This is a genomic window from Paenibacillus sp. FSL P2-0322 (genome assembly GCF_037975315.1).
GTDB lineage: Bacteria > Bacillota > Bacilli > Paenibacillales > Paenibacillaceae > Paenibacillus > Paenibacillus polymyxa_B.
This window is the reverse complement of sequence record NZ_CP150243.1, coordinates 1,236,800-1,259,217: the sequence shown is the minus strand read 5'-3', so window position 1 is coordinate 1,259,217 and position 22,418 is coordinate 1,236,800. Positions and strand designations below refer to the sequence as shown.

21 protein-coding genes are annotated in these 22,418 nt (G+C 47.0%); 6 read left to right on the top strand and 15 right to left on the bottom strand.

Annotated elements, in window-relative coordinates; all coding sequences use genetic code 11:
* Positions 1 to 79: 79 nt before the first annotated feature.
* Entirely contained in the window at positions 80 to 940 is an 861-nt protein-coding gene (locus MKY24_RS05675; protein ID WP_023987321.1) for a TrmB family transcriptional regulator, read from the bottom strand.
* A 155-nt stretch (positions 941 to 1,095) separates the two neighbouring features.
* On the opposite strand from MKY24_RS05675, the gene MKY24_RS05670 reads away from it, so the two are divergent.
* Complete coding sequence (locus MKY24_RS05670) at positions 1,096 to 1,998, top strand: EamA family transporter (RefSeq protein ID WP_023987320.1); 903 nt, start codon at positions 1,096 to 1,098, stop codon at positions 1,996 to 1,998.
* A 116-nt stretch (positions 1,999 to 2,114) separates the two neighbouring features.
* Here the strand turns inward: MKY24_RS05670 and MKY24_RS05665 are convergent, their stop codons facing one another.
* Together MKY24_RS05665 and MKY24_RS05660 are read right to left on the bottom strand one after the other, a co-directional pair.
* Positions 2,115 to 2,294, bottom strand: a complete 180-nt coding sequence (locus MKY24_RS05665; RefSeq protein ID WP_025723205.1) for an aspartyl-phosphate phosphatase Spo0E family protein — start codon at positions 2,292 to 2,294, stop codon at positions 2,115 to 2,117.
* A 152-nt stretch (positions 2,295 to 2,446) separates the two neighbouring features.
* Positions 2,447 to 3,679, bottom strand: a complete 1,233-nt coding sequence (locus tag MKY24_RS05660) for an MFS transporter (RefSeq protein ID WP_023987318.1) — start codon at positions 3,677 to 3,679, stop codon at positions 2,447 to 2,449.
* Between the two features lie 131 nt (positions 3,680 to 3,810).
* Between MKY24_RS05660 and MKY24_RS05655 the strand changes: the two genes are divergently transcribed.
* Both MKY24_RS05655 and MKY24_RS05650 read left to right on the top strand, forming a co-directional pair.
* Positions 3,811 to 4,068 (top strand): YqkE family protein, encoded by a 258-nt coding sequence (locus MKY24_RS05655; RefSeq protein WP_023987317.1) that lies wholly within the window; start codon positions 3,811 to 3,813, stop codon positions 4,066 to 4,068.
* 330 nt (positions 4,069 to 4,398) lie between these two features.
* Positions 4,399 to 5,076 carry a peptidylprolyl isomerase gene (locus MKY24_RS05650; protein WP_023987315.1) on the top strand — a complete coding sequence of 226 codons (678 nt, stop codon included), beginning with the start codon at positions 4,399 to 4,401 and terminating at the stop codon, positions 5,074 to 5,076.
* Positions 5,077 to 5,300: 224 nt separating this feature from the next.
* Here the strand turns inward: MKY24_RS05650 and MKY24_RS05645 are convergent, their stop codons facing one another.
* Complete coding sequence (locus tag MKY24_RS05645; protein ID WP_023987314.1) at positions 5,301 to 5,972, bottom strand: MgtC/SapB family protein; 672 nt, start codon at positions 5,970 to 5,972, stop codon at positions 5,301 to 5,303.
* A 122-nt stretch (positions 5,973 to 6,094) separates the two neighbouring features.
* Positions 6,095 to 7,468: an N-acyl-D-glucosamine 2-epimerase gene (locus MKY24_RS05640; protein ID WP_339202275.1), complete on the bottom strand. Its 1,374-nt coding sequence runs from the start codon at positions 7,466 to 7,468 to the stop codon at positions 6,095 to 6,097.
* Positions 7,469 to 7,726: 258 nt separating this feature from the next.
* Here MKY24_RS05640 and MKY24_RS05635 point away from each other — a divergent pair, with 258 nt between their 5' ends.
* Positions 7,727 to 8,518 (top strand): SDR family NAD(P)-dependent oxidoreductase, encoded by a 792-nt coding sequence (locus tag MKY24_RS05635; protein WP_023987312.1) that lies wholly within the window; start codon positions 7,727 to 7,729, stop codon positions 8,516 to 8,518.
* A 112-nt stretch (positions 8,519 to 8,630) separates the two neighbouring features.
* Here the strand turns inward: MKY24_RS05635 and MKY24_RS05630 are convergent, their stop codons facing one another.
* On the bottom strand, positions 8,631 to 9,413 hold the full coding sequence (locus MKY24_RS05630; protein ID WP_339201569.1) for a TIGR02206 family membrane protein: 783 nt from the start codon (positions 9,411 to 9,413) through the stop codon (positions 8,631 to 8,633).
* Positions 9,414 to 9,553: 140 nt separating this feature from the next.
* On the opposite strand from MKY24_RS05630, the gene MKY24_RS05625 reads away from it, so the two are divergent.
* Positions 9,554 to 9,766 carry a hypothetical protein gene (locus MKY24_RS05625; protein ID WP_013309048.1) on the top strand — a complete coding sequence of 71 codons (213 nt, stop codon included), beginning with the start codon at positions 9,554 to 9,556 and terminating at the stop codon, positions 9,764 to 9,766.
* Positions 9,767 to 9,859: 93 nt separating this feature from the next.
* Here MKY24_RS05625 and MKY24_RS05620 read toward each other — a convergent pair whose 3' ends face one another.
* The 7 genes from MKY24_RS05620 to MKY24_RS05590 form a co-directional block, all read right to left on the bottom strand.
* The gene (locus MKY24_RS05620; protein ID WP_023987309.1) at positions 9,860 to 11,131 is read right to left on the bottom strand and encodes a methyl-accepting chemotaxis protein; all 1,272 of its coding nucleotides are present in this window, start codon (positions 11,129 to 11,131) and stop codon (positions 9,860 to 9,862) included.
* Positions 11,132 to 11,394: 263 nt separating this feature from the next.
* Positions 11,395 to 12,735 (bottom strand): hemolysin family protein, encoded by a 1,341-nt coding sequence (locus MKY24_RS05615; RefSeq protein ID WP_279832029.1) that lies wholly within the window; start codon positions 12,733 to 12,735, stop codon positions 11,395 to 11,397.
* 140 nt (positions 12,736 to 12,875) lie between these two features.
* Entirely contained in the window at positions 12,876 to 13,535 is a 660-nt protein-coding gene (locus MKY24_RS05610) for an SGNH/GDSL hydrolase family protein (protein ID WP_339201568.1), read from the bottom strand.
* A 168-nt stretch (positions 13,536 to 13,703) separates the two neighbouring features.
* Entirely contained in the window at positions 13,704 to 14,621 is a 918-nt protein-coding gene (locus MKY24_RS05605; protein ID WP_028543196.1) for a PD-(D/E)XK nuclease family protein, read from the bottom strand.
* A gap of 131 nt (positions 14,622 to 14,752) precedes the next feature.
* Complete coding sequence (locus MKY24_RS05600) at positions 14,753 to 16,048, bottom strand: galactokinase family protein (RefSeq protein ID WP_339201566.1); 1,296 nt, start codon at positions 16,046 to 16,048, stop codon at positions 14,753 to 14,755.
* Positions 16,049 to 16,237: 189 nt separating this feature from the next.
* Complete coding sequence (locus MKY24_RS05595) at positions 16,238 to 17,761, bottom strand: copper amine oxidase N-terminal domain-containing protein (protein WP_023987305.1); 1,524 nt, start codon at positions 17,759 to 17,761, stop codon at positions 16,238 to 16,240.
* A gap of 101 nt (positions 17,762 to 17,862) precedes the next feature.
* Positions 17,863 to 19,527, bottom strand: coding sequence for a PucR family transcriptional regulator (locus MKY24_RS05590; RefSeq protein ID WP_028543198.1), 1,665 nt, complete (start codon positions 19,525 to 19,527; stop codon positions 17,863 to 17,865).
* Positions 19,528 to 19,771: 244 nt separating this feature from the next.
* On the opposite strand from MKY24_RS05590, the gene ald reads away from it, so the two are divergent.
* On the top strand, positions 19,772 to 20,902 hold the full coding sequence (gene ald, locus MKY24_RS05585; protein WP_023987303.1) for an alanine dehydrogenase: 1,131 nt from the start codon (positions 19,772 to 19,774) through the stop codon (positions 20,900 to 20,902).
* 91 nt (positions 20,903 to 20,993) lie between these two features.
* On the opposite strand, the gene MKY24_RS05580 is transcribed toward ald, so the two are convergent.
* Both MKY24_RS05580 and MKY24_RS05575 read right to left on the bottom strand, forming a co-directional pair.
* Entirely contained in the window at positions 20,994 to 21,530 is a 537-nt protein-coding gene (locus MKY24_RS05580) for a mismatch-specific DNA-glycosylase (protein WP_028543200.1), read from the bottom strand.
* A 14-nt stretch (positions 21,531 to 21,544) separates the two neighbouring features.
* On the bottom strand, positions 21,545 to 22,408 hold the full coding sequence (locus MKY24_RS05575) for an aldo/keto reductase (protein ID WP_339201563.1): 864 nt from the start codon (positions 22,406 to 22,408) through the stop codon (positions 21,545 to 21,547).
* Positions 22,409 to 22,418: the final 10 nt, after the last annotated feature.

Below are 22,418 nucleotides of genomic sequence, written 5' to 3'. Positions count from 1 at the left end.
ACAACATCAATAAAATTAGGCTCATGGAATAACACTCCATGGGCCTGTTTATTTTTGCACATCGGACCTCAGACAATCTCTATACACGTTTAATGCTTTTTTCAGTCAAAGGAACATAATATCCTTTGCCATTCGGACCCATAGCAAATTTATTGCGAAGATGAATTAGATTAGGGCCGAATTTCGCCTCTAATTGTTCACGAAACTCATATAGGATTTCCATGATATAAATATCATGAATAATCACTTCTGTAATCGGCATCACCAGACCCGGATGTAACGTCCATGCAGCGCGGCTGTCATCACCAAGTGAAAGTATGCCAGCTACGACCTCCCGGTCGTCTACGCTAAGTACAATCCACCGACCACCAATTTCAGACGTAATCTCCTCACTCATATCATGGCGGTAAACAGTAGCGAAATCAAAATTAAGCTCCCCATACGCTACAATGATCACTTCAATTCCTTGCTGAGCGACTTGCTCTAAGGCATCTCGGAACACCTCGGCATCCTCTTTCCAAATTTCCAATAAAATTCGGTGTTTTGCTCCCTTTACCCCTTCATTTATGCGATTGATAATGGCTTCATACCCCGAAATATTCCAAATATTCTCTCTATTTTGAAATGATGCTGTGTACTGCTCCAAACTCTCTTGCGCCACATTGAAAATCTGCTCTGCTTTGCGTTTTCTCTGGGCAATCAATTCATGTGGCGGGAGCGGCACATACAGAGGCGTATTTTCTTGACTGACCATGATATCCCCACGGTTGACCATTCCAGACAAAACCTCGTAAATTTTGGATCTCGGTACCCCGGAATTCAATGAAACGGCGTATCCCGAAAGTGGAGAGCTTTCCAATAAGGTCACATAAGCCTTGGCTTCATATTCACTAAAATTCAAATCCCGTAGAATTTCTAATATATTTGGTTTTGGTTTCATGACGTCTTCTCCTCAATTCGTGTTCATCCTTACTATATCACTTCCCCTTGACAAAAACTGATATACACACTATCTTTTTAGTAACGTTTTTATAGTAGTCACTTTAGTAGCTACTATCATCATTTCACAGGGGATTATCTCAGGGAGGATTTAACTTGAACAAAGTCATAGCTCATCACAGCGAAAGCAGCCGGATTTACTACGGTTCTACGATTCTGGCCCTATTGATCTGGAGTACATCGTTTATTGCCACCAAAGCAGCCTACACGACGTTCCCCCCTCTTACCTTGGGTCTATCCAGATTTATTATAGCTTCCGTTGTGCTAGGTATCGTTTTGCTGATTAAAAAAGAACATATCAAAGTAAAGCCAAAAGATTTGGTTACGATTTCGTTTAGTGGTGTTTTGGGAATCACTCTCTATTTTTCAATGGAGAATATAGGGGTTAGCTTGACTACCGCTTCCAACGCAGCATTAATTGTTGCATCATATCCCGCAATTACATCGCTGCTTGAACTTATTTTGTATAAAGTGAAAATATCCAAATATAAAATTTGCGGTATAGCATTGGCCATGATCGGGGTATATTTCTTGACTTCAGTTGGCGAAAGCTCGGATAGTAAGAATCAACTAATCGGAAATTTAATATTGATTGGAACGGGTTTTGCGTGGGCGTTTTACACTTTCATGACGCGCAAGGTAGTGGACAAATATCCGCCTGTGACGTTATCTTTTTATCAAACTGTTGCAGGAAGTATCTTTTTTATACCGTTGGCTCTATTAGAAAAGGATAGTTGGCAGGCTCCGACAACAGGATCGTTTATGTTGTTAGTATATCTGGGCGTATTCTGCTCCGTTATCGCATTTTTACTTTACAATTACGGATTAATCAAGCTGTCACCGAGCAGTTCCGTTTCTCTGATGAATTTGGTTCCGATATTTGGAGTCTTATTTTCTGTGTTGCTTTTGCAAGAAACGATTACATGGCGCCAAATCATTGGTGGTTTGGTCGTCATTATAGGTGTCCTACTGAGTGCTCATCAAACGAACCGTACCTAAAATGATAGATTGCACACTAGTTATAAAAGTTAAGATAAGCATCGTTGTATAGGTATTAGCGCTACAGTACAAGGGCGAGTGACCTCACCAAAAGTTTCTCGCCCAGTCGGTTGCATTTATGCAGTCGGCTTTTTTTCTTTTATATAAAAAAGGTGGTTATATTGATTGATGAGGTTATCCATAATTACAGACTGTCTGAGCACACTGGCATGATTAAAGCCATGTTTTGCTTGCAAAATATACAGCTTTTGACGAGCTTTCTCAAGCTGTTGACGCAAAATGTCGTCTCTTATCATAATATATCCCTCCTTGTCATATTATCAGTGTAGAGGGTTATGAATAAGTATACTAAAAGTAAAGGTTTGGGATAATTATCTAATAGCACAAAAAAAAAGACCTGCTCTATGAGCTCTAAGGTTGTCCTCTTAGACAATCCTGTGTGATTCGCTTATCCGGCAGAATGAATATCCTGATCCGTTACGTTCTTCCTGGCTGAAACTGGGAACACGTTTTTTCCCTTCGCCCATAGCAACAACGCTGCAAGCAGCAGTATGCCTCCGTTTAACACAAAGATCCAGCGGATTGGCATCCAGCTGCCAAGCATACCGCCAATCAACGGCCCCGCCATGGTCGCGAGTTGAGTAGCTGATTGGCTCAAGCTAAAGGCTCGTCCGCGAAACTCCGGCTTGGTGACCTCCACAGTCATTGCGTTGATAGCCGGCATGACGGACGCATAAAATAATCCATATCCAAACCGAAGCGCACCAAAACCAACAAAGTTGGTTACAAAAAATTGTAAGATGTTCCCGATTCCCGAACCGATCAGTCCAATCAGCAGCACGTGTGCAAATCCGGTCCGGCCTCCAATCCGTCCCCATCGGGGAGCCATGAGCACCGCCGCAATACCAACGGCTGAGAATACAATCCCGGAACTTAAAGACGCCCGGCTACGGTCAACTCCCATTTCAAGCACATATACCGTAATTAACGGTTCCAATATCATGACGGAAAAGGTACTTAATCCCGCCAGAATAAGCAAAAAGCACAAAGGCCGATTAGCAATAGCCTCCTTGATATCATCACGAACATGCGAGCGGGTACTGGTTCCCTTGAAGCTGTCCTCTCTAGCGCCAAAAGTCGCGATTAACGCAGATACCAGCACAAGAGCTGCAGAGAAAAAAAAGGCATTTCGATTGCCATAATAATGGCTCACTACACCGCCAATCAGCGGACCTATAATGCTGCCTGTCGCCCCAGCGGTCGCCATAATACCGAGTGCATAGCCGGTTTTCTCCTCAGGCGAGCCCGTTCCGACCAGCGCAATCGCAGCAGGAATAAACCCGGATAGAAGGCCTTGAAACAACCGTACTCCTACGAACACATACGGATCTGTCACAAAAGCACATATCAGGTACAACACCGCCAGGCTAAAGCCTGAACGAATCAACATCGGCTTACGTCCATACTTATCTGCAAGCGAACCCCAAAATGGGGCAATCAGCGCGCTGGCTAAAAAAGTGACTCCAAAGGCAATCCCCGACCACAGTTCCAGATGATCATTTACGCCCATTTCCGTATTCAGAAAAATAGGTAAAAACGGAATAGACACGGAATAGGCCATGCTGCAAAACAATACTCCAATCCACAAAATGACCAGGTTTCGCTTCCAATATAGATGCATGATGCCACACGTCCCTTCTGCTCATTCCATTATTACCCTCTAAATTAGAAAAGTCTACCGCCCAGCTCATCCTTCAATCGTGGAACAACCGTGCAGAAGCTGATATAATCGAATGGAATGGAGATGATGACATGGCTAAGAAGAGAAATTCGTCTTCCCCTGCTCCTGCGGCTCAGGACAAACCTGCTACGTTAAAAGATCTGTTGAGTCAGGATGTGCTGAATAAGCTTAAGGCTCAAGCCAATGAAGCCCAAGCAGAACAGGACAAGCGTAAAGAAGACGAACGGCAGCGTGCCGTCGAAGCAAAAAAAGCTGAACAGAAGAAGCTGGATAACAACTTCGAGCATCTACTGAATAACAGCAATTTGGACTGGCACAAATATAAATAAGCCAAAACCACAACGGTTTTGGCCTATCTTTACGCTTTATGTTATAGCCAGTCACGAATATGTTGTACTGAGTACAGCACCCCTACCCAAACCGGCAGACTGAACGCCATACCCCATATGAGACCTTTCGCCAGCTTTTTGTCTACCTCCATCATGATCCTGCCCCTTTCCTTGGGAATAGCAGCAGTATGGGTCAAGAATACGGCTTTCAAACCCGTATTTCCTTATCCCCAGCAAAAAAGGTATGATAGAAAATGGAAAAGTGTTCTGCGCTGCCCCCAAACTATAATTTAGGATGTTACACCATCCAACCTTTCAGGAGGAATATCAATGAACCGAAAAACGATACGCCCATGGTACACGCTGTGCCTGCTGGCCATCATGCTCGTGCTGGTTGCTGGATGCGGCACAAAAGCGGCCGATGTGGAAGCTGCCAGCCGGACAAGCACTACAACTCCTGCTGCGACTAAAGACAAAAGCAAGGCTGTTTCCCATCCGATTGTCACGATTGTCATGAATGATGGCAAGAAAATTAAGCTTGAGCTGTATCCGGAAGTAGCACCGAACACGGTTAACAACTTCATTTCTTTGGTGCAAAAGGGAGCCTATAACGGTACCATTTTCCACCGTGTCATCCCAGGCTTTATGATTCAGGGTGGTGATCCGCAAGGTAACGGTACAGGTGGCCCCGGCTACAGTATCAAAGGCGAATTCAAGAGCAATGGTGTTAACAATACACTCAAACATACACGTGGCGTATTATCCATGGCCCGCTCAGCGGATCTGGATTCGGCCGGATCGCAATTTTTCATCATGGTTGCCGATGCGGACTACCTCGACGGTCAATATGCCGCTTTCGGTAAAGTAACGTCCGGGTTGGATGTGGTCGATGCTATCGTCAATTCCAAACGAGATAGCAATGACAAACCGATCAAACCGGCTACGATGAAAAAAGTCACTGTGGATACGCTGGGTAAAAAATATCCAGCTCCAGTCAAAGTAAAGTAAGACATCAAATCAGTCTTTCAAAACGGGATAACAGCAACGACCTTGTGCATACGCATGAGGTCGTTTTTGCTTATCCCCTGATGCTTTCTAAGCTGCTGTCTCTGTGATGTAGTAAGAGTATATACACAAAAGGAAGCGTTTTCAATCATTATTTTTAAAGTTTTTTCCGTTATAAAAGCCGCCAGCGTTCGACAAAAAAGCTACTAAATAAGCAGTAAATTCGTCTAATTGGACTTAGTCTCGACTGAACGAATACCTTCCATCTCTTGCAGCAGTGACAGCAGTTCCTCCACTCCCTCTGACCGGGACAGCTTTACAAGCATATGAATAACCAACTGCTCACCGTTATTGATGCGCTCGGCGTGAAAGCTGTGAATCGTCAGCTTCTTGTGCTCCAGCAGTTCTTTGATCCGATTCAGTACGCCCGGCTCATTGTCGACCTGAACAACTACTTGTCGCGTAGACGGGGTAGCCATCTGATAAAAACGACTATGGAGCAAGGACTGAGCCGCTAAAATAAACAGCGTTACACCTGCACCAAGCCCATACATCCCTGCACCTACGGCAATACCGATTCCGGCGGTAGTCCAGATGCCTGCGGCAGTGGTCAGTCCTTTAATTCTATTTTTTTGTGTAAAAATCATCCCTGCGCCGATAAAGCCGACTCCACTTATAACCTGTGCTGCTATTCTGGAAGGGTCCAGCGACAGGTTCGACCAGACGGTTTGATCCTGAAAACCATATTTGGATACCACCATCATGAGCGCTGCGCCAATACCGACAATGAAATGGGTGCGAATGCCCGCTTCTTTCATGCGACTTTTGCGCTCATAGCCAATTAAGGCGCCGCATAGTCCGGCAAACATGACCCGAATCAGGTAATCCCAATCCCACATACTTTTTTCACTCCACTATCGTTTATGTTTTGAAAAGATGCTGCTCCTCAAAAATATACAATTCTAAAATGCTATGGCAAATGAGCCGTTTATACAGCTGTTATTTTGTTATTACCCAAATTTTAAGGAACCCTCACTTCATCCTCTGGCAGATTGCGATGTAGCTTCCTCCCCTTGAGCAACCACAGCTCCGGTGTATCCTGTACACCATCAAGGCGCAAGCTGAACGCCCCCGCTGGTAAATTGCGTATACGCAGCAATAGACGGTTTCCGTCTGCTACGGCATCCACAAGCTCCAGCAACGTTAGTGAATCGTTTCTTAGGTGGCGGCTCAGCTCGCGTGTTGTACCTGCTCTGTCCTCCCGGCTCCAAATACGCAGCTCATCTACAGACGGTGTGGCAATCCGCTTGCTGAAAGAAATAACTACCTCATCTTCGGCTGAACGTTCCGCCTTAAGCGGTTTGGGCGGCTCATCGTACATGTAACCACCCAAATGGTATTCATAGGCGGTCCAGGCGTCGTAGCCGCCCTCAAGGGCGGTAGCCCCAAACCGCTGCGTCCACTCGCGGTCACGTACCATACGCGCGAGGGAGCCAATATCCGCCTGCACCCCGAGGGGCAGGCCCGGATAAGCGGCCCGTATCGACTGCGCGATGCGAGCATAGCCCCGGGTATACTGTGGCGGTAGACGGCGGCGCATCCAGTCCGGCCAATGGGTCTGGAGTACGTGCATATCCGGGGCAACGCACCCGATCATAGCTACCGCGTCCAGCCCCTGCCATTCCCGCAGCTGGCCTGGGACATCGCCGCGTCCGCTCACAGCAAGCGACCATGTCGCCACGCAGATGTCCGGCCGGACATCACGTACACCGCCCGCGCCGTTCACCAGCTCGCTGATCAGGCCGTTCACGGCGTCCACACGCAGATCAACCCACTGCGCGTACAGCTTCGGAACCTTCCGGTAATAATTCCGCGCATGCTTGTCGCGGAAATCCGGAATGTCCTCACCGCTACGCTCGCGAAAGGCACGCTGTGCATGCGGCCCAACATCCCCGTACACTCCACTGCGCAGCCCGTTCCATTCGGGGAAATAAGGCTCCGCCACCTCGAACCCGTCGAACGGAATGTCGGTGACGAGCCGGGCAGCGGCTTTCTTTTTCCATTCCACATACTCCTGAGCAAAATGCGAAAGCCGCTGAAATCCGTCGTTTGGTTCGCGCAGCAGCTCCATGCGCCATTCTTTCCACTCTGGCGGCAGCTGGGACACGCCAAAAGAACCGTTGCCTAGCACCATCGCCCACACCGCTATGCCTCTGCGTTGAAAAGCAGCAACAAGCGCTCCATCCACTTCATTTTCACGCACGACAAAATAATGAACGGTCTGGTAGCCCGCAAGGGCGATCTCATCTGCTATACTGTCCCGCGAACGGTTGGCGTAATAGGGAAACAACGGATCGATTTGAATACTGGGGCCGTTCAGTGCCCACGGTTTCATTTTTCCGGTCAGTGCTATAGCGTCTGTCGATTCGGGTCGGTCATTTGCGTTATAGCTCAATTCGATCCACCTCCGTCACTCGGTCTTCTCCATACTTGTTCCTGCTATATGTTTTTGCTATAAGTTCCTGCTGGTTCGCCTATGTTACCATATTTCGCAAATGGGATGAAATCCAGTGTGACTGTTTCACCATCAACGTACAGAGGTATGGAATAACGAGTCAGGTTTAGTTTATGAACGGAATGGGAGGAATAGTCAATGGCAGAGCAGAGATTGCAAGGGAAGATAGCAGTGGTCAGTGGTGGAGGTTCAGGGATCGGCAAGGCAACCGCGATCCGTTTTGCAGAACAAGGCGCCAAGGTGGTCATGCTGGATCGGACACCCAAGCATGCAGAGGAGACCAAAGCAATCATTGAGCAGGCTGGCGGCGAGGCACTTGTACTGGAATGTGATATTTCCAAGCCGGACATGATTCAGCAGGGGTTCGCTAAAGTCGTGGAAACGTACGGAAAGCTTGACATAGTATTCGCCAACGCAGGCATTAACGGCACCATGGCCCCTATTGAGACACTGGAGCTGGAGGAATGGGACCGCACGATGAACATTAATCTTCGCGGCACCTTTGCTACCGTTAAATATGCCGTCCCTTACCTGAAAGAACGCGGTGGCAGCATTATCATTACCAGCTCCATCAACGGTAATCGAACCTTTTCGGGTATTGGATTCTCAGCCTACGCCTCCACCAAGGCAGCTCAGGTTGCTTTTATGAAAATGGCAGCGCTGGAGCTGGCACGTTACAAAATTCGGGTCAACGCGATATGCCCGGGAGCTATCGACACGGAAATTGACGATAACACGTACCCTTCGGAAGACTTGAAGAAGGTACAAATTCCAGTCGAATTTCCGAAGGGCGGAGAGCATCCGCTAGAGGATGCCCCTGGTGAGCCAGAGCAGGTTGCCAATCTGGTCCTGTTTCTCGCCTCAGACGAGTCATCTCATGTATCGGGTACGGAAATTTATGTAGACGGAGCAGAATCACTACTGCGTTAAGTATTAGAATGGGGAACGTTATACCCATACTACTGTTTTGGCATTCTTAGCAGCCTTATCCCTAGTCATATACTTGTGGAATAGGCTGCTTTTGTATGGCTTTACAACGACTTTATGTCGACCTGTCAGCACTATGCACAGCTCCTTTACGCGAGCGGACATACAGCCTCCCTCCCGGAAGCACCTCGAACAACAGCATCAGAAGCGAAAAGAACAGCAGTGCAATGGCTTCTTCTGCCAGAATGTACAGAGGATATGGCCCCAAAACATCCAATATCGACGGTGTCGACGGCTTTCCAGCTAGAAACATGTAGTTAGCACCGAGAGCATCGTCTACGATCCACACCATCAGCGCCAAGCCATTCAGAAAAAGCATAACTCCCCCCACACTCTTCCATGTCGGTTTGAGTCCTTCTATCCAGGTCATATACAAGGCTGCCAAAATAATAGCACTATGAGCTACGAAAAAATGGATAAAACGATAATGCGGAAATGTGTATGCCAAATTAGGCGTCAGTACGGCTTGGAGCGCCCCTCCAATTCCAGCAAAAAGGATGATCGGATATAACCAGCGGCTTCGAAAAATAAGCATCAGGATAGACAGCAGCAGTGTCACACTGCACAGTTCTAATGGCAATGAGGTCTGGACATCCCAAATATGCTGTATCACATACCAAATATTCAGAGTCACCTCTGACAGAATGAGAACTGTAATTAACAACCAGCGAATTCCCTCGCTTACAGGCTTGTTCGATCGAATCCATCCCCGAGTCAGCCACAGCATCAAAGCGCATACAATGAGTCCCAATATAGCCAACCCATGTGACGGAGTAAAAGCCTCGAACCCTTCTGGCGCATTGGCATCAAACCAAGACCCTGACCACGACCTATCCATAGCTAGCCCCCTTTGATCTCTTTCTCTCTTCGTTGCATTCTATTTTATACCCAATAGCCGATTATGTTCTAGCCGTGTTTCTTGCTTGTTCAATACCTTACCTTTATGATAAAAGATATTATATTTAAAGGAGAACCCTCATGGCCATTAATCGCCGATTAATTACAGATCAGGATTTCAATGAGGCACTGGAACGTCATCTTCGTGTCCGAGTATTTCAGGATGACCAATTGATTGGCTCTGGCGGAATCATAATCCGTTTCGACGATCAAACCATTGTCGTGCAATCCAGCGTCAGTGATCTGGCTTACCACCCCAGAAAACAATGTGAGTTTTTTGAAATTAAAAAATAGCCACTACACACCGGGGAACCATTTTGCTTCGTTTTCCGGTGTATAGCGGCTATATTTTGTTTGTATATATCATGCCTCACATGACGGTTTCTGTTATAGTTGCATTCCCCGTGTTTTCATCATGAGTTTATTCGTAAGCACTTTCAAATCCTCGGAAGAAGACGAAATTTCCTGCATAATTGCTGTCTCCTCATGAGCAGCTGTATAAATTTTGTGAGCTCCTTCAGAGAAGGCCCCTGACATTTGCTGAATACGATGGATCTGCTCAAAGGTTTGATCTACCCGGTTCGTCTGCTCCGTCACGGCTTCTTCCATTAAACGGATGCTCTCGACAAATTCACGTACAATAGCGTTCAAACGGTTCAGCGTCTGATCCACAGAGCTTGTCCGTTCCGCCTCAGCACTGACCAATGACGTCTGCTGATGCATCAACTGCACTGTCTCTACGATTTGTGACTGGACACGGCTAACGATGGCATTTATTTGCTGCACAGACTCCGTACTTTGGGCAGCAAGTGCGCGAATTTGGTGAGCCACTACAGCAAACCCGTTCCCTTCTTCTCCCGCACGCGCCGCTTCTATGGAAGCATTTAACGCCAGCAAATGGGTCTGTTCCGCAATATCCTTCACGGTGCTTGTAATCGCTTCAATTTGGGAAGCTTCTTTTTCCAGTCGGGCAATTACCTGCTGCGAACGACCATGTGATGCTGTCAGCTCTCCCATTCCATCCATCAGGGATGAAAATACGGTCTGCGTCGAATCTACTGAATGCTCCATATGGCCTGACAGTTCCAGCATATGCCCCGATTTGCTACGCATCATTTTAAAATCGCCCAGCATTCGGTCTGCTGTTTTAATAGATTGGGCAGATGCTTGCTTTTGCTGCTCCACGCCATTCAAAATATCTTCTACCACCGAAGACATGGACTCAATTTGTGTGGTAGCCTGCACAATAGCCAAGCTCAGATTTTCCGCACTTTGCGAAGTTGTTCTGGTGCTGTACGAGATCTCATTGAACATATCTTTAATGTTCAGCATCATATGCCGAAATGCATCATACAGAACTTTAATTTCATCCTCCGAACGACGTTCAGGAATCACAACAGACAGGTTCCCCGCCGAAGCTTCCTCTGCCGCCTTTGCCAACCTAACAATTGGCCGTGTGAGTAATTTTGAGATCAACCAGCCCAAAATGCCACTCCACAGAACACCCAATAACAGAATGATCGAAGTGTACACCCATTCTTGTGTACCTTGAGCAAGCCAGTCCTTGAGTACAAAAATAAAAAAAGCGCTTGTTCCATAGGTTATTGCAGAAATTGAGACAAATGCAGTAACCATTTTCGTACCTAGTGACATCTTCATGTACTGTAGCCCACCCCAAAAAACTCAAATTTGATTCCATTTTACCATAAAATTGCTACATTTCTAGTAGTATTTTTCATAGACAGATATATTCATGAGCATAAAGATACAGAGTCTTAAGTCCCCTATCCTAATCACAAAAAACAATATGTTACCAGGTAGCAGCTTGCATCTTAAAACGGACGAATCGCGCTGTCACAAGCTTTACAGGCCATTCGTCACATCTTAAGCGAGCTGTTACTCGACAAAGTCATTTTCCATTATTAAAAATCATTGTCATTTTTCTGTTCAACGACTACTTTCTTAATCGCTTCAATTGTGTCTATTTGGTGACTGTTTTTTTCCAGTACAGTAAACTCCCATAAACCGATGGTCAGCTTCTCTCCTTGCTGGATATCAAAACGCTCTGAAAGCATCCATCCCCCAATTGTATATACGTCCCCGGCCTCAATATCCGTCTCCAAGCGTCGATTGACCTCATGAATGAGCGCCTGTGATTTGAGTATGTAACGATGATCATCTGTTTTTGTAATGAGTGGAGTTAACGCTGCGGGGGTTTCGGTGTCGGTATAGGAAGGAATGTCTCCAACAATCTCCTCCATAATATCCTCTAGTGTCACAAGTCCTGACGTTCCACCATATTCATCCACCAGCACCGCTACAGGAATGCGTCGTTTTTGCATCTGAATCAGCAGATCCCGAGCCTGAACCGTCTCGATAACCTGAAGCACCGGGTGAATATAAGAAGCCATCGTCGTATTCCCTGTGCTGTGCCCACGTGCCAAATCATGCAGGGCTTCCTTGACGCGAATCATCCCGATAATACGATCCCGGTCGCCATGTTCAGCTACAGGTAGAAAATTATAAACCTTGTCCTCGATCAGCTCCATAAACTCGGCCACTGTTGCCTGGTGGGAGATGGAACGGATGTGGATGCGCGGTACCATAATTTCCTGCGCCGCACGGTCGTCAAAATCAAATACATTGTTTAGATATCGATATTCTGTCGGTGTAATTTCACCACTACGAAAGCCTTCAGATAACGCCAAGCGAAGCTCGGCTTCACTGAGTGCCGCATCTTCTTCAGATACCCTTTTGAGCCCGAAGAGACCCGTAATGACACGCGATGAACGACTGAGCACCCAATTCAGGGGATAGGTCATTTTATAGAATATCGTGATCGGACGGGCAAAAAACAATGCCATCGGTTCCGCAATCTGTATGGCGAATGTTTTCGGTACCAACTCCCCAATGACCACCTCGAAATAGGTCAAGATTAGAAAAGCCAGCAAAAAGGAGAGCACTCCCGTCAGGCCTGCTGGAATATGAGCCAACACAAACAGGGGATGTAGCAGATGTTCAACAGTAGATTCCCCTAGCCAGCCTAGCGCCATTGAGGTTAATGTGGTTCCGAGCTGACAAGCAGATAAATACTCGTCCAGCCGAGACAGAATGTTTTTAACGGCTTTCGCATTTTTGTTGCCTTCAGAGGCCAATTGATTGATGCGAGATACCCGCACACGAATAATGGAATACTCCGAGGCCACAAAAAAAGCAGTTAATGCGATAAGCAATATAACCAGAATGATATTTATCGTTTCCATAGCCCTCTCTTGCTCCGTTCATGACGAAGCAAGAAGCCCCCCTTTGACATTCATTTTTGGATGGAACCATAACATAAGTAATGATGTCCATAATCGTGTATTACCCAAAAATGACAAGGAGTAGACTATGTATGCCCCTGTTAGCGAATCGCCAGCGGACTCTTTTGCACAATATCTATCCATTGATCAGCTATCAACTGATGCCCAACCGCTGTCGGATGAACCCCGTCATGCAGCCAATAGGAGGCGTCCGCCTGGGTAGCGGCTTCGTTCAACATGCTCTGGAGCGGCACAAACACGGTCCCAAATTCGTCCGCAAGCTGACGTACAATACGCTGGTATCTCGTTATTTTTTCTTGCCAAATGTCCCATCGCGCCTCGGTAGCTCCCGTTTTCAAAATAAACGGCTCGCACAGCACGAGTCCCAGATCAGGCATCACTTCATGCGTTTCTTCCAGAAGGTGGCGATAGGCTCGTTCAAATCGGTCCGTCACCCCGGACGGCTCCTGCTCCACGATCCGCCAGGCGTCGTTCACTCCGATTAGAATACTGAGCAGGTCCGGCTTCAGGCTAAACGTGTCCTCATTCCAACGTGCATACAAATCCGAAACTCGATCCCCCGAAATTCCCCGGTTCACAAACTCTGGCTGCGTGGTAGTCAAACGGCTCCCCAACGCACCTGCGATCAGATACACATAGCTCTGACCCAGCCAATGGTTCGCGTCCTCATTTCGTCCCCTTCCTCCGTCTGTTATAGAATCTCCCTGAAAAAGAATACGTGCGTGTTCTATACTCGTCATCTTCCTAACTTCCTCCTTCGCATTTTCCAATAATACCCTTATCATACCTCGCAGCTTCTAAATTATAAAGCGGTTTCAAAACATAGAAGAATTATAGATTTGCCATATGGCCGGATTCACTAGCTTTAATTAGGGTAGGAATCCGGTGGCAAAGGCGATCAAGTCATTTCACATCGCTCGGTACTTACACACCTCACGAAAATTACAGCCTCCGCACGCTCTGCGTGAAGGCATCGGAGTGAAGAAAGATTCAGGCTTGGGGCGATTATAGTAATCGTCATCGAGACAGGACTTCATTTCCTCGATGTATCGTCCGACATTACCAACCACTTTGTCGATATCCTCTTGCGCGGGACGATACACCTCATGCTCTCCTGTCATCAGATACTCCACACGTACCTCGATCTTCTCCAATGGAAGCTGATAGTGCTCCTGCACATAGGAAGCATACAAAAAAAGTTGGTCGGAAAAATCGCCTTCCTTGCCTGTTTTCCAATCCACGATGACCAAGTCTCCATTGTCTCTACGGTAGAGCAAATCCATTTTGACATACACTTTCGTCTCGTGAAGGAGCATCGTATCCCACTTCTCCACTTCTACAATTCGGGCCTTTCCCTGTTGCAGTTCATGCCAAACCGCAGTACGGTATAAATTGTGTATCACCGCGTGCTGTCGCTCCTTAATAAGGGCGATTCGTTCCGAAAGCACCTCGTCGTCGTAATAAACCTCCGCCAGCATGACGCGATTTTTCGGATCTTGTAGCCATAGCTCACGGTGTAGCGATTCCTTGTAGCTGTCATTCAACATGTTCTTCATAGCTGTCTCGAGGTATGCTGTACGCGGGATAGCCCCTTTTTCCATCCATCCACGTATGACTGATTCACACATTTGATGCGTGATATTCCCGAATAAAATATATAAGTTGCTCAGTTGCTTGAGCCGATACAACGTAACTTGCTCTTCAGTGCCCTGTGCCGAATTCCAGCCATTATGCGAGCCGTAATAATGATAATAGTATTTGCGTAAGCATTCATCGAACGTTTGAGCCCTCGATTGCGAATAGGACCAGGACGGGTATATAGCCATGACAGGCCCTCCTTCATTAAAACTATCATCTCTTTATTATAACGCAAACCTAAGCTGTATCGGCGATAAAAAGGACAAAGACTTTAACCCATGGGTTAAAGTCTTCTACTGACTGACTAGTTTGTAAACTCTCAATGAGTCCGTTCAACATTTATCAAATCACTAACATTAACGGCACCGTCCTCACGGACGTTGACAACAAGTACCGGAGTTCCCAGCATTCCGCTGATCCACTCCTTATAATCATCCACATGATCATTCGGAAGAATCGTCAAGATGACACCAGCGAAGCCACCCCCATGTACCCTGCATGCGCTGTTATCTATTGATTTTAAATACATTTCCGTTAAAGCCAGTGCAACCGATACGTCTTGTTCCCGCGCACCCCCACTTCTATATACGTTTTGGAGCCATTTCCATGAGGAATTACCAGATTCGGTAATGAGCCTCAGGAAATCAGTAAAGCGCCCCTCCTCCAGTGATTTCACCTGTTCATCCACACGCCTATTTTCTTCAAAAAAATGCAACGCCCGCAGTACTGCACGGTCTCCTGCTTTTTCCCTGACCATTTTAAGGTTGGCATATAGATCCTCTGGCAATAAGTCACGGCAAACCGAAGCGTCTAAAGATTGAGCCACTGCAAACATTTCGTTGGGCACCGCCGCGTAATCGTCCGTTAAATCAGCATGATTTCCGCCTGTATTTACAATAACGAGGGAATATCCGTTTTGTTCAAAATTCCAATGAACAGGATTTATGATCGGTTCCTTGGGATTTTCAAAGTCAATGGAAATCAAGCCGCCATACGCGCAAGCCATCTGATCAAGCAGCCCCGACGGCTTGTTCCAATAGCTATTTTCCGCATACTGACCAATTTTGGATTTAGCAACTGCATCTAACGCTCCCTCGTTATAAAAATGATTTAATATCGTGCATATCAACATTTCAAAAGAAGCGGAAGAGCTTAAACCTGAAGCAGAGAATACATTACTTGATATATAAGCTTGGAATCCCCCGATACGGTATCCGAATTCAAGTAGACCAGCGGCAATACCACGAACCAGCAGCATCGTACTGTCATCCTCCGGTTTTGGCGACAAGTCGGTTAAATCGATGACGTACTTCGTCTTATAGCCTTCAGAAAAGAATGTAATTACAGACTCCTCCACTTTAGAAGCTGCAGCGATGGTATCGAGTGTTATACTGCCTGCCAGCACCTTCCCGTGATTGTGGTCTGTATGATTTCCACCAATTTCGCAACGTCCCGGAGCACTAAACAGTTCAATATCCCCTACACCAAAATGCTCCCGATACGCCTGTATAAGTGATTCATATCGAGTCGTTTGCTCAGAGATTTGCTGTTGACCGTACATTCGGGCAAGCACCATTTGTCCCTCTCTGGAATTCAATAGTTCCATATCTTTCATCGTATATCCCCCTAATTGTATGTGTTTTCCTATGCTGGAATGATACTATAATTATCTCAATTTTCCCTGTATAAAAGTATGGCACTTTTAAAATTTGTAAGCGCTTATTTTAATCGCTTTACTGAGCATTTTACCAATTTAACTAAAAAAGAACCAGCCCTAATTGGGCCGGTTCCTTGAATATCTTTTTTAGTCGCGTTTCAGTACATATTCCCCATCATTGTTACGAGTTACTGTGGCGCCAAGCGCCTCGGCAACTGATTTGAAAGGAACATACAATGTGCCATATTCATCCGTATATGGAGCTTGTGGCAGCGTCAATGTGCTTCCTTCCAATACAGCCTGTTTGGAGCCACTTTTCAGCTTAATCGTCTTACCTGTAATATCATCAATTACAGTAGTTTGTTTAGCAGCTGCATCCCATTTTAACTCGGAGTTCAGTTCGCTCGTCAGTTCACGCAATGGAATAAAGGCAGTGCCACCACGATTCTCCAAGACGTAGTAATCGTCTTTAGGATCGAAAATGGTTTCTACTTTTGTAATTTCCAAATCATTTTTTAAAATGTTGTAGATCGGAGAATTCGCTTCAAAATTGCGCAGCGTCGCTCCCGGAGTTAATTCAGCTTGTTTATTCAAGTCAATAACACCGTTAGAAATATCCACTTTATCAGCCGTCACACTACCATTGACGTTCCAAGATTGAGTTTCGGTCAGAATTGTGAAGGACTTCACCGGAAGACCGTCCACATCTGGCAGAGCAACTGTCAAGTCTGTCGCCGCTTTGCGAACATTTCCTTTTTCATCAAAATACATGTCGCTTTTCAGAACCGTGTTAGCACTCAGAACCGTTTTGATTTCAGGGGACTGTGCATACATGGTGCTAACGCCTACATCATACTGATCAACGGCCAGATCCAAATACTTTTTAACTTCGGTATAAGCCTCATTGACCATTTTTTCTTTGTTAGCACTCAGTTCCGTTGTTACTTTATCACTACCTTCAATATTCATGCCGGAAGCAATCGTTTTAGTCATATCAATGGCTTGCCCGATCAGCTCTTTCAAGCCTGCTTCGTCCTTCGCCAGATTCGCCAGGAACGGTTTTACCAATGTTACCAGCTCATCACCACGAAGTTCAGCATGCAGATGGGTCAGTTTCACTTTGTCTTTTTCACCGTATACTTCCTCGGTTACAGACGTTGCAGAAATGGTAGAAGGGTTAGGCGCATGCTTGAGCATAAGTGCAGCGGCTGTTTTCGTCAGTTCTCTCACGTCTTTGGAATATACATATGGATCAAATCCAGCAGGCAGACCGCTCAAACTCTCTTGCGAGTTCAAAGATATGTAATAAGGTTTTTTGGCACCTTCCAGTTGAATAGCCAAACCTTGGCGGTCTAAAGCAAGTTCAAACGGCAAATTATACTTATCGATGTGCAATGTACCTTTGGCAGAAGCAAGTTCCTCCGATTGTACCTTGGCTTCATCCACAGTGACGGAAATCGAATTAATCAAATCTACGATTTCTTTATCTCCTTGCGTGATTCCTTCTTTTGGAGTCAATTTAAGAGAGATTTTCTCCGTTGTTTGCTGGGATTTCACATCAAGTGTTCCCAATAAATTTTTACTTACATCAAATCCACCTACTGCCTGGCAACCTGTCAAAGCTACCATTAACAGAATAAGAGGGACGGCGATCCATTTTTTTATATTCATATTAATCCCCTTTCAAGATATTTCCGTTATCTCTTCTATTATCTCAGTGTTAACACGCATTGTAAATGAGTAGAATGGAAAATAGAACTAGTTATTTAGGATCAATTTTCAGCCTGCAGCATTCGGTAAGCCAGTAGCGCCATCTCTAGGCAACGACGTTTGTCAGGGTCTGCCAGATTTCCCTCTATGATTTCATTAATTTTATCCAGCCGATTATAAAGGGTCTGTCTGTGAATGTACAAAATTCCGGCGGTATCACGCTTGGAGCCATGGGATTGAAAATAGGCATCCAGTGTATCCAGAAGCTGCATATGGTGCTCACGATCATGCGCAATCAGCCCGCCCAAATGGTCCTCTACGAACTCTTGTAGAAAAGGAATGCGGGGCACCGCCTTCAACAACTGATAGATTCCGATGCTGTCGTAAAATAACCGATCCTTCATGACTGGGACGCTTCGTGCCACTTCAATGACCTCATATGCCTCTTCAAAACTGCGATCCGTCCCCGTCATGCGATGCCTTACTTTACCAAAGCCTGCATGAATGCGCACCTTATCAAGCTGTCCTGCGGCATAATTCTGAATATATTGAACAGTATGGGCAAGCACTTTTTTCATTTGCGCTGCGGAACGCAGTGTTAATTCCTCCTTGGCACAAAGGATGTAGCATTGACTCCCCTTCATCATCAGCAGATTGTGCAACGTTTCTTTTTTCAACAATGAACGAAGCAGCACCAGCACATCCTGATTGATGGATTCCTTGCGTACCTGACTGGCATCCTTGTCCTGATGTTCCACCTCGATGACCCCTGCCCAAAATAAATACTGCCCCTTCGATAACAATCGCAGGCCCATTCGGGTCTGGGCCTGTTCTTCACTGGGAAGCTGTCCGCTCAATACATCCTGAATCAATTCATTTTGATTACGCAGCAATCGGTCTTCAAGAAACTGTGTTCTCAGCACCAATGTAGCGGCTGCCTTGGCAGTGTAATCGAGTAACAGCGACATTTCTTCCGTTGGCATTTCACTATGCAGCACCAAACCTACTGCGGAAAACACCTGACCGAAGCATACAACGGGCTGGAACAAGACGGCGGTGGATTCATTCAGGTGAAACAGCAGATGCCCCTCCCGATCGGCTGTCATACTAGATTCCACTTCATTGGCATAAAAATCTGCAATACGGTCCGCTAGATCCGGCTGGACGGAAGGTACGAATCGATTGGTTTCAATGGAAGACATGTAGATGACCTGCCGGGCTGCATAGTCATGAAGCACACGCAAGAGGGCGTTCATATCAGTGCTGCGCAGGGTCTCCTGCTGAAGCTGACGTGAAAATCGCTCCAGATCTTTTAGGAGTTCATGATGTCGGTTAATAAGTAGGGAATGAATATCTTGTGTAATTTCAACAAAACGCACTGGCTGCTCAAATACGATGACCGGGAAGTGATGTCGTTCCGCCAACTCCAGAATTTCAGAGGGGATTTCATGAATGCTCGTGCCCAGCTCCACGCACAATCCCGCAGCTTCCGAGCGGATCAGTTGCTCCATATACTCGGCACGCTCTTCCCCCTTCCGTGTGAGCCACAGGCCGGTCGTCAAAATCAAGTCATGACGGCTCACAAACGGAGAAACATTTGTGATTTCTAGTACATGTACCCAACCCACACGGCGATTTACGCCCTGTTCCCCCGCCGCCAGTTTTGCCCGCCGGAAAACGGGACGTTCCAGCACATCCGCAATGGTAAATGTTTTTTTACCGTTCATCGGCATTCTCCTTATGTATATGTCTTTATGTCATTTTATATGACATATATTCATCAAAAAGTCGAGCCTTTAAGTCAGATAATCCGACAAAATGTATGATGTCAAGGAGCTTCCCCCCTTGTAAACTGTACCTAATCTAACATGAATTGCATTTATCGGCTTGAGTCCATGTAACTAATCGGCAAACTGCACAAAAATGATAGTGTAATTTTCTTAACAATTATTTTTAGGAGAGGTGAATGAAATGAAAATTGGGATTCCGAAAGAGATTAAAAACAACGAAAATCGTGTCGCTCTAACGCCTGCAGGTGCAGCTCAAATGATTCAACACGGACATCACGTATTTGTGGAAAGCCATGCAGGTGTTGAAAGCGGCTTTACGGATGGAGATTATGCCACTGCGGGTGCGACTCTTGTGCAACAAGCTGCGGACGTGTGGTCCCAGGCGGATCTGATTATCAAGGTAAAAGAGCCGCTCCCCTCTGAATACGGGTATTTTCGACCAGGATTGATTTTATTCACCTATCTGCATTTGGCTGCCGAGCCAGCACTGGCCCGCGCTTTAACAGACAACGGCGTAGCCGCCATTTCCTATGAGACGCTAGATGTTGAAGGCAGCCTCCCGCTGCTTACCCCGATGAGTGAGGTTGCCGGACGAATGGCTGTACAAATTGGAGCACAACTGCTGGAAAAACCAAAGGGTGGCAAAGGCATCCTGCTGGCAGGTGTGCCGGGGGTCAAACGCGGTAAAGTGACCATTATTGGCGGAGGGGTGGTCGGCACCAATGCTGCCAAGGTCGCCATCGGTCTCGGGGCAGATGTGACACTGATCGACCTGAGCCTGCAAAGACTGCGCCAACTGGACGATATTTTTGGCAATCAGCTCCATACGCTGGTGTCCACCCCGTCCAACATTGCTGAAGCCGTGGCGCAAAGTGATTTGCTGATCGGTGCTGTCCTGATCACTGGTGCCAAAGCCCCGCGGCTCGTAACGGAAGCGATGGTACAGACGATGCAGCCCGGCTCTGTGATTGTGGATGTCGCCATCGACCAAGGCGGCATAGTCGAGACGATTGACCACATCACGACACACGACCAGCCTACCTATGTGAAGCATGGCGTCATTCACTATGCGGTAGCAAACATGCCGGGCGCGGTACCGCAAACCTCGACGCTCGCTCTGACGAACGCGACGCTCCCCTTTGCTCTCCAGCTCGCAGATTTGGGTGTGCAGGAGGCGCTTCGCAGAAGCAAGCCACTGCTTAGCGGCACCAATGTCCTGAACGGACATATTACCTACGAAGCGGTCGCACGTGATCTGGGATATCCTTATGTTCCCGTGGAACAGGCATGGCAGGCGAAAGCCTTACAATAGAAACAGCTCAAAGAACCACACACTCTTCCCAGCAGGGACTGGAGCGTGTGGTTCTTTTTGTGCTAGCTGTATTCACCATACTTACTGCATTTCAGACGATCTCTGACGAAAGGAACGTTTGAAGATGGCGATAAATATCTGTGATTTCTTCCAGCGACATGCGCACCAGTCCGCTAGACGAAGGTGCCACAAATTCATGCATCTCGGGAATTAGCGGTTCAGGCTGAAATCCCCAATCTACTTTGGATTTTTTACTGTATTCGGTGTACACGCCTTTGCCGACAAAGCAAGCAACCCTCGGGCGGTATTCCTTTAGCTTCTCGTATAGCTTCAGACGTCCTTCGGCGTATTCCTCGCGTGCAATGTCCTCTACTCCCCTCGTGGGACGGGAAACAATGTTCGTAAATCCGAAGCCCAGCTTCAGCAGCTCCCGATCTTCCGATGGATCGTACAAGCGAGGTGTCAAGCCTGCTCCCTCCAGTATGCGCCAAAAGCGGTTGCGCGGATTCGCATAATGATGTCCTACCTCGCCTGATTTCAAGCTGGGATTAAAGCCGATGAATACAACGGATAATCCATAATCCAGATGATCATCTACCTCATGCAGTTCTGTCTCTCGCTCTGTCATGGGCTCCTCCTTCCTCAAACAATATCCAGCGGCTGCTTCCGCGTTGGCGGAGGAAAAGCTTTGTCTATTTGTTGAAGTTGTTCAGGAGTGAGCCGAATACTGGCTGCCGCTGCATTTTGTCGTACATGCAATTCCTGCACCGCCTTCGGAATTGCCCAGACATCACCGTCCCGTATGACCCACGCAAGCGCAACTTGGGATGGAGTTACCCCGTGGCTGGCAGCAATGTCTACCATAACAGGATGCTCCAACAGACCCCGTCGCAGGCGGCCACCTTGGGCAATCGGGCAATAGGCCATCACAGGCACCCCATGCGTACGGCTCCAAGGTAGCAGATCATATTCGATGCCACGCGAAGCTGCGTGATACAGCACTTGGTTAACAGCGCAGGCTTCGCTTCTACTCAAGCTCCATAGCTCCTCCATGTCGGACTTGTCCAGATTGGACACTCCCCAGCTACGAATTTTGCCCTGCTCACGCAGTTTTTCCATACCTTGTATCGTCTCTTCCAGCGGAATATTCCCACGCCAATGCAACAAATACATGTCCACGTACTCCGTTCCCATTCGGGTTAGGCTCGCTTCGCACGCTTGAGCCAGTCCTTGGCGGTCCGCATGATGAGGGTAAGCCTTGCTAACAAGATAGACATCGTCCCGGCGACCCCGGATGGCCTCTCCGACGATCTCTTCTGCGCCGCCCTCAGCATACATTTCAGCCGTGTCCACCAGCGTCATACCCAGCTCCAAGCCAAGTTGAAGCGCGCGCACCTCTTCCTGCCGGAGTGACGCTTTTTCCCCCATATGCCACGTGCCCTGCCCGATTAGTGGTACTTCACGACCGTCAGTCCATCTAATCACACTTTTCTTATGTTGGCTCATATTCATCCCT

Bases quoted from the DNA above. Each gene is read 5' to 3' on its own strand.
- MKY24_RS05620 (WP_023987309.1), bottom strand. From the start codon at position 11,131: ATGAAGATGTCACTAGGTACGAAAATGGTTACTGCATTTGTCTCAATT.
- MKY24_RS05655 (WP_023987317.1), top strand. From the start codon at position 3,811: ATGGCTAAGAAGAGAAATTCGTCTTCCCCTGCTCCTGCGGCTCAGGAC.
- MKY24_RS05665 (WP_025723205.1), bottom strand. From the start codon at position 2,294: ATGATAAGAGACGACATTTTGCGTCAACAGCTTGAGAAAGCTCGTCAA.
- MKY24_RS05640 (WP_339202275.1), bottom strand. From the start codon at position 7,468: ATGAAACCGTGGGCACTGAACGGCCCCAGTATTCAAATCGATCCGTTG.
- MKY24_RS05675 (WP_023987321.1), bottom strand. From the start codon at position 940: ATGAAACCAAAACCAAATATATTAGAAATTCTACGGGATTTGAATTTT.
- MKY24_RS05645 (WP_023987314.1), bottom strand. From the start codon at position 5,972: ATGTGGGATTGGGATTACCTGATTCGGGTCATGTTTGCCGGACTATGC.
- MKY24_RS05580 (WP_028543200.1), bottom strand. From the start codon at position 21,530: ATGACAGAGCGAGAGACAGAACTGCATGAGGTAGATGATCATCTGGAT.
- ald (WP_023987303.1), top strand. From the start codon at position 19,772: ATGAAAATTGGGATTCCGAAAGAGATTAAAAACAACGAAAATCGTGTC.
- MKY24_RS05600 (WP_339201566.1), bottom strand. From the start codon at position 16,048: ATGAAAGATATGGAACTATTGAATTCCAGAGAGGGACAAATGGTGCTT.
- MKY24_RS05615 (WP_279832029.1), bottom strand. From the start codon at position 12,735: ATGGAAACGATAAATATCATTCTGGTTATATTGCTTATCGCATTAACT.
- MKY24_RS05625 (WP_013309048.1), top strand. From the start codon at position 9,554: ATGGCCATTAATCGCCGATTAATTACAGATCAGGATTTCAATGAGGCA.
- MKY24_RS05590 (WP_028543198.1), bottom strand. From the start codon at position 19,527: ATGAACGGTAAAAAAACATTTACCATTGCGGATGTGCTGGAACGTCCC.
- MKY24_RS05650 (WP_023987315.1), top strand. From the start codon at position 4,399: ATGAACCGAAAAACGATACGCCCATGGTACACGCTGTGCCTGCTGGCC.
- MKY24_RS05595 (WP_023987305.1), bottom strand. From the start codon at position 17,761: ATGAATATAAAAAAATGGATCGCCGTCCCTCTTATTCTGTTAATGGTA.
- MKY24_RS05575 (WP_339201563.1), bottom strand. From the start codon at position 22,408: ATGAGCCAACATAAGAAAAGTGTGATTAGATGGACTGACGGTCGTGAA.
- MKY24_RS05605 (WP_028543196.1), bottom strand. From the start codon at position 14,621: ATGGCTATATACCCGTCCTGGTCCTATTCGCAATCGAGGGCTCAAACG.
- MKY24_RS05610 (WP_339201568.1), bottom strand. From the start codon at position 13,535: ATGACGAGTATAGAACACGCACGTATTCTTTTTCAGGGAGATTCTATA.
- MKY24_RS05635 (WP_023987312.1), top strand. From the start codon at position 7,727: ATGGCAGAGCAGAGATTGCAAGGGAAGATAGCAGTGGTCAGTGGTGGA.
- MKY24_RS05630 (WP_339201569.1), bottom strand. From the start codon at position 9,413: ATGGATAGGTCGTGGTCAGGGTCTTGGTTTGATGCCAATGCGCCAGAA.
- MKY24_RS05660 (WP_023987318.1), bottom strand. From the start codon at position 3,679: ATGCATCTATATTGGAAGCGAAACCTGGTCATTTTGTGGATTGGAGTA.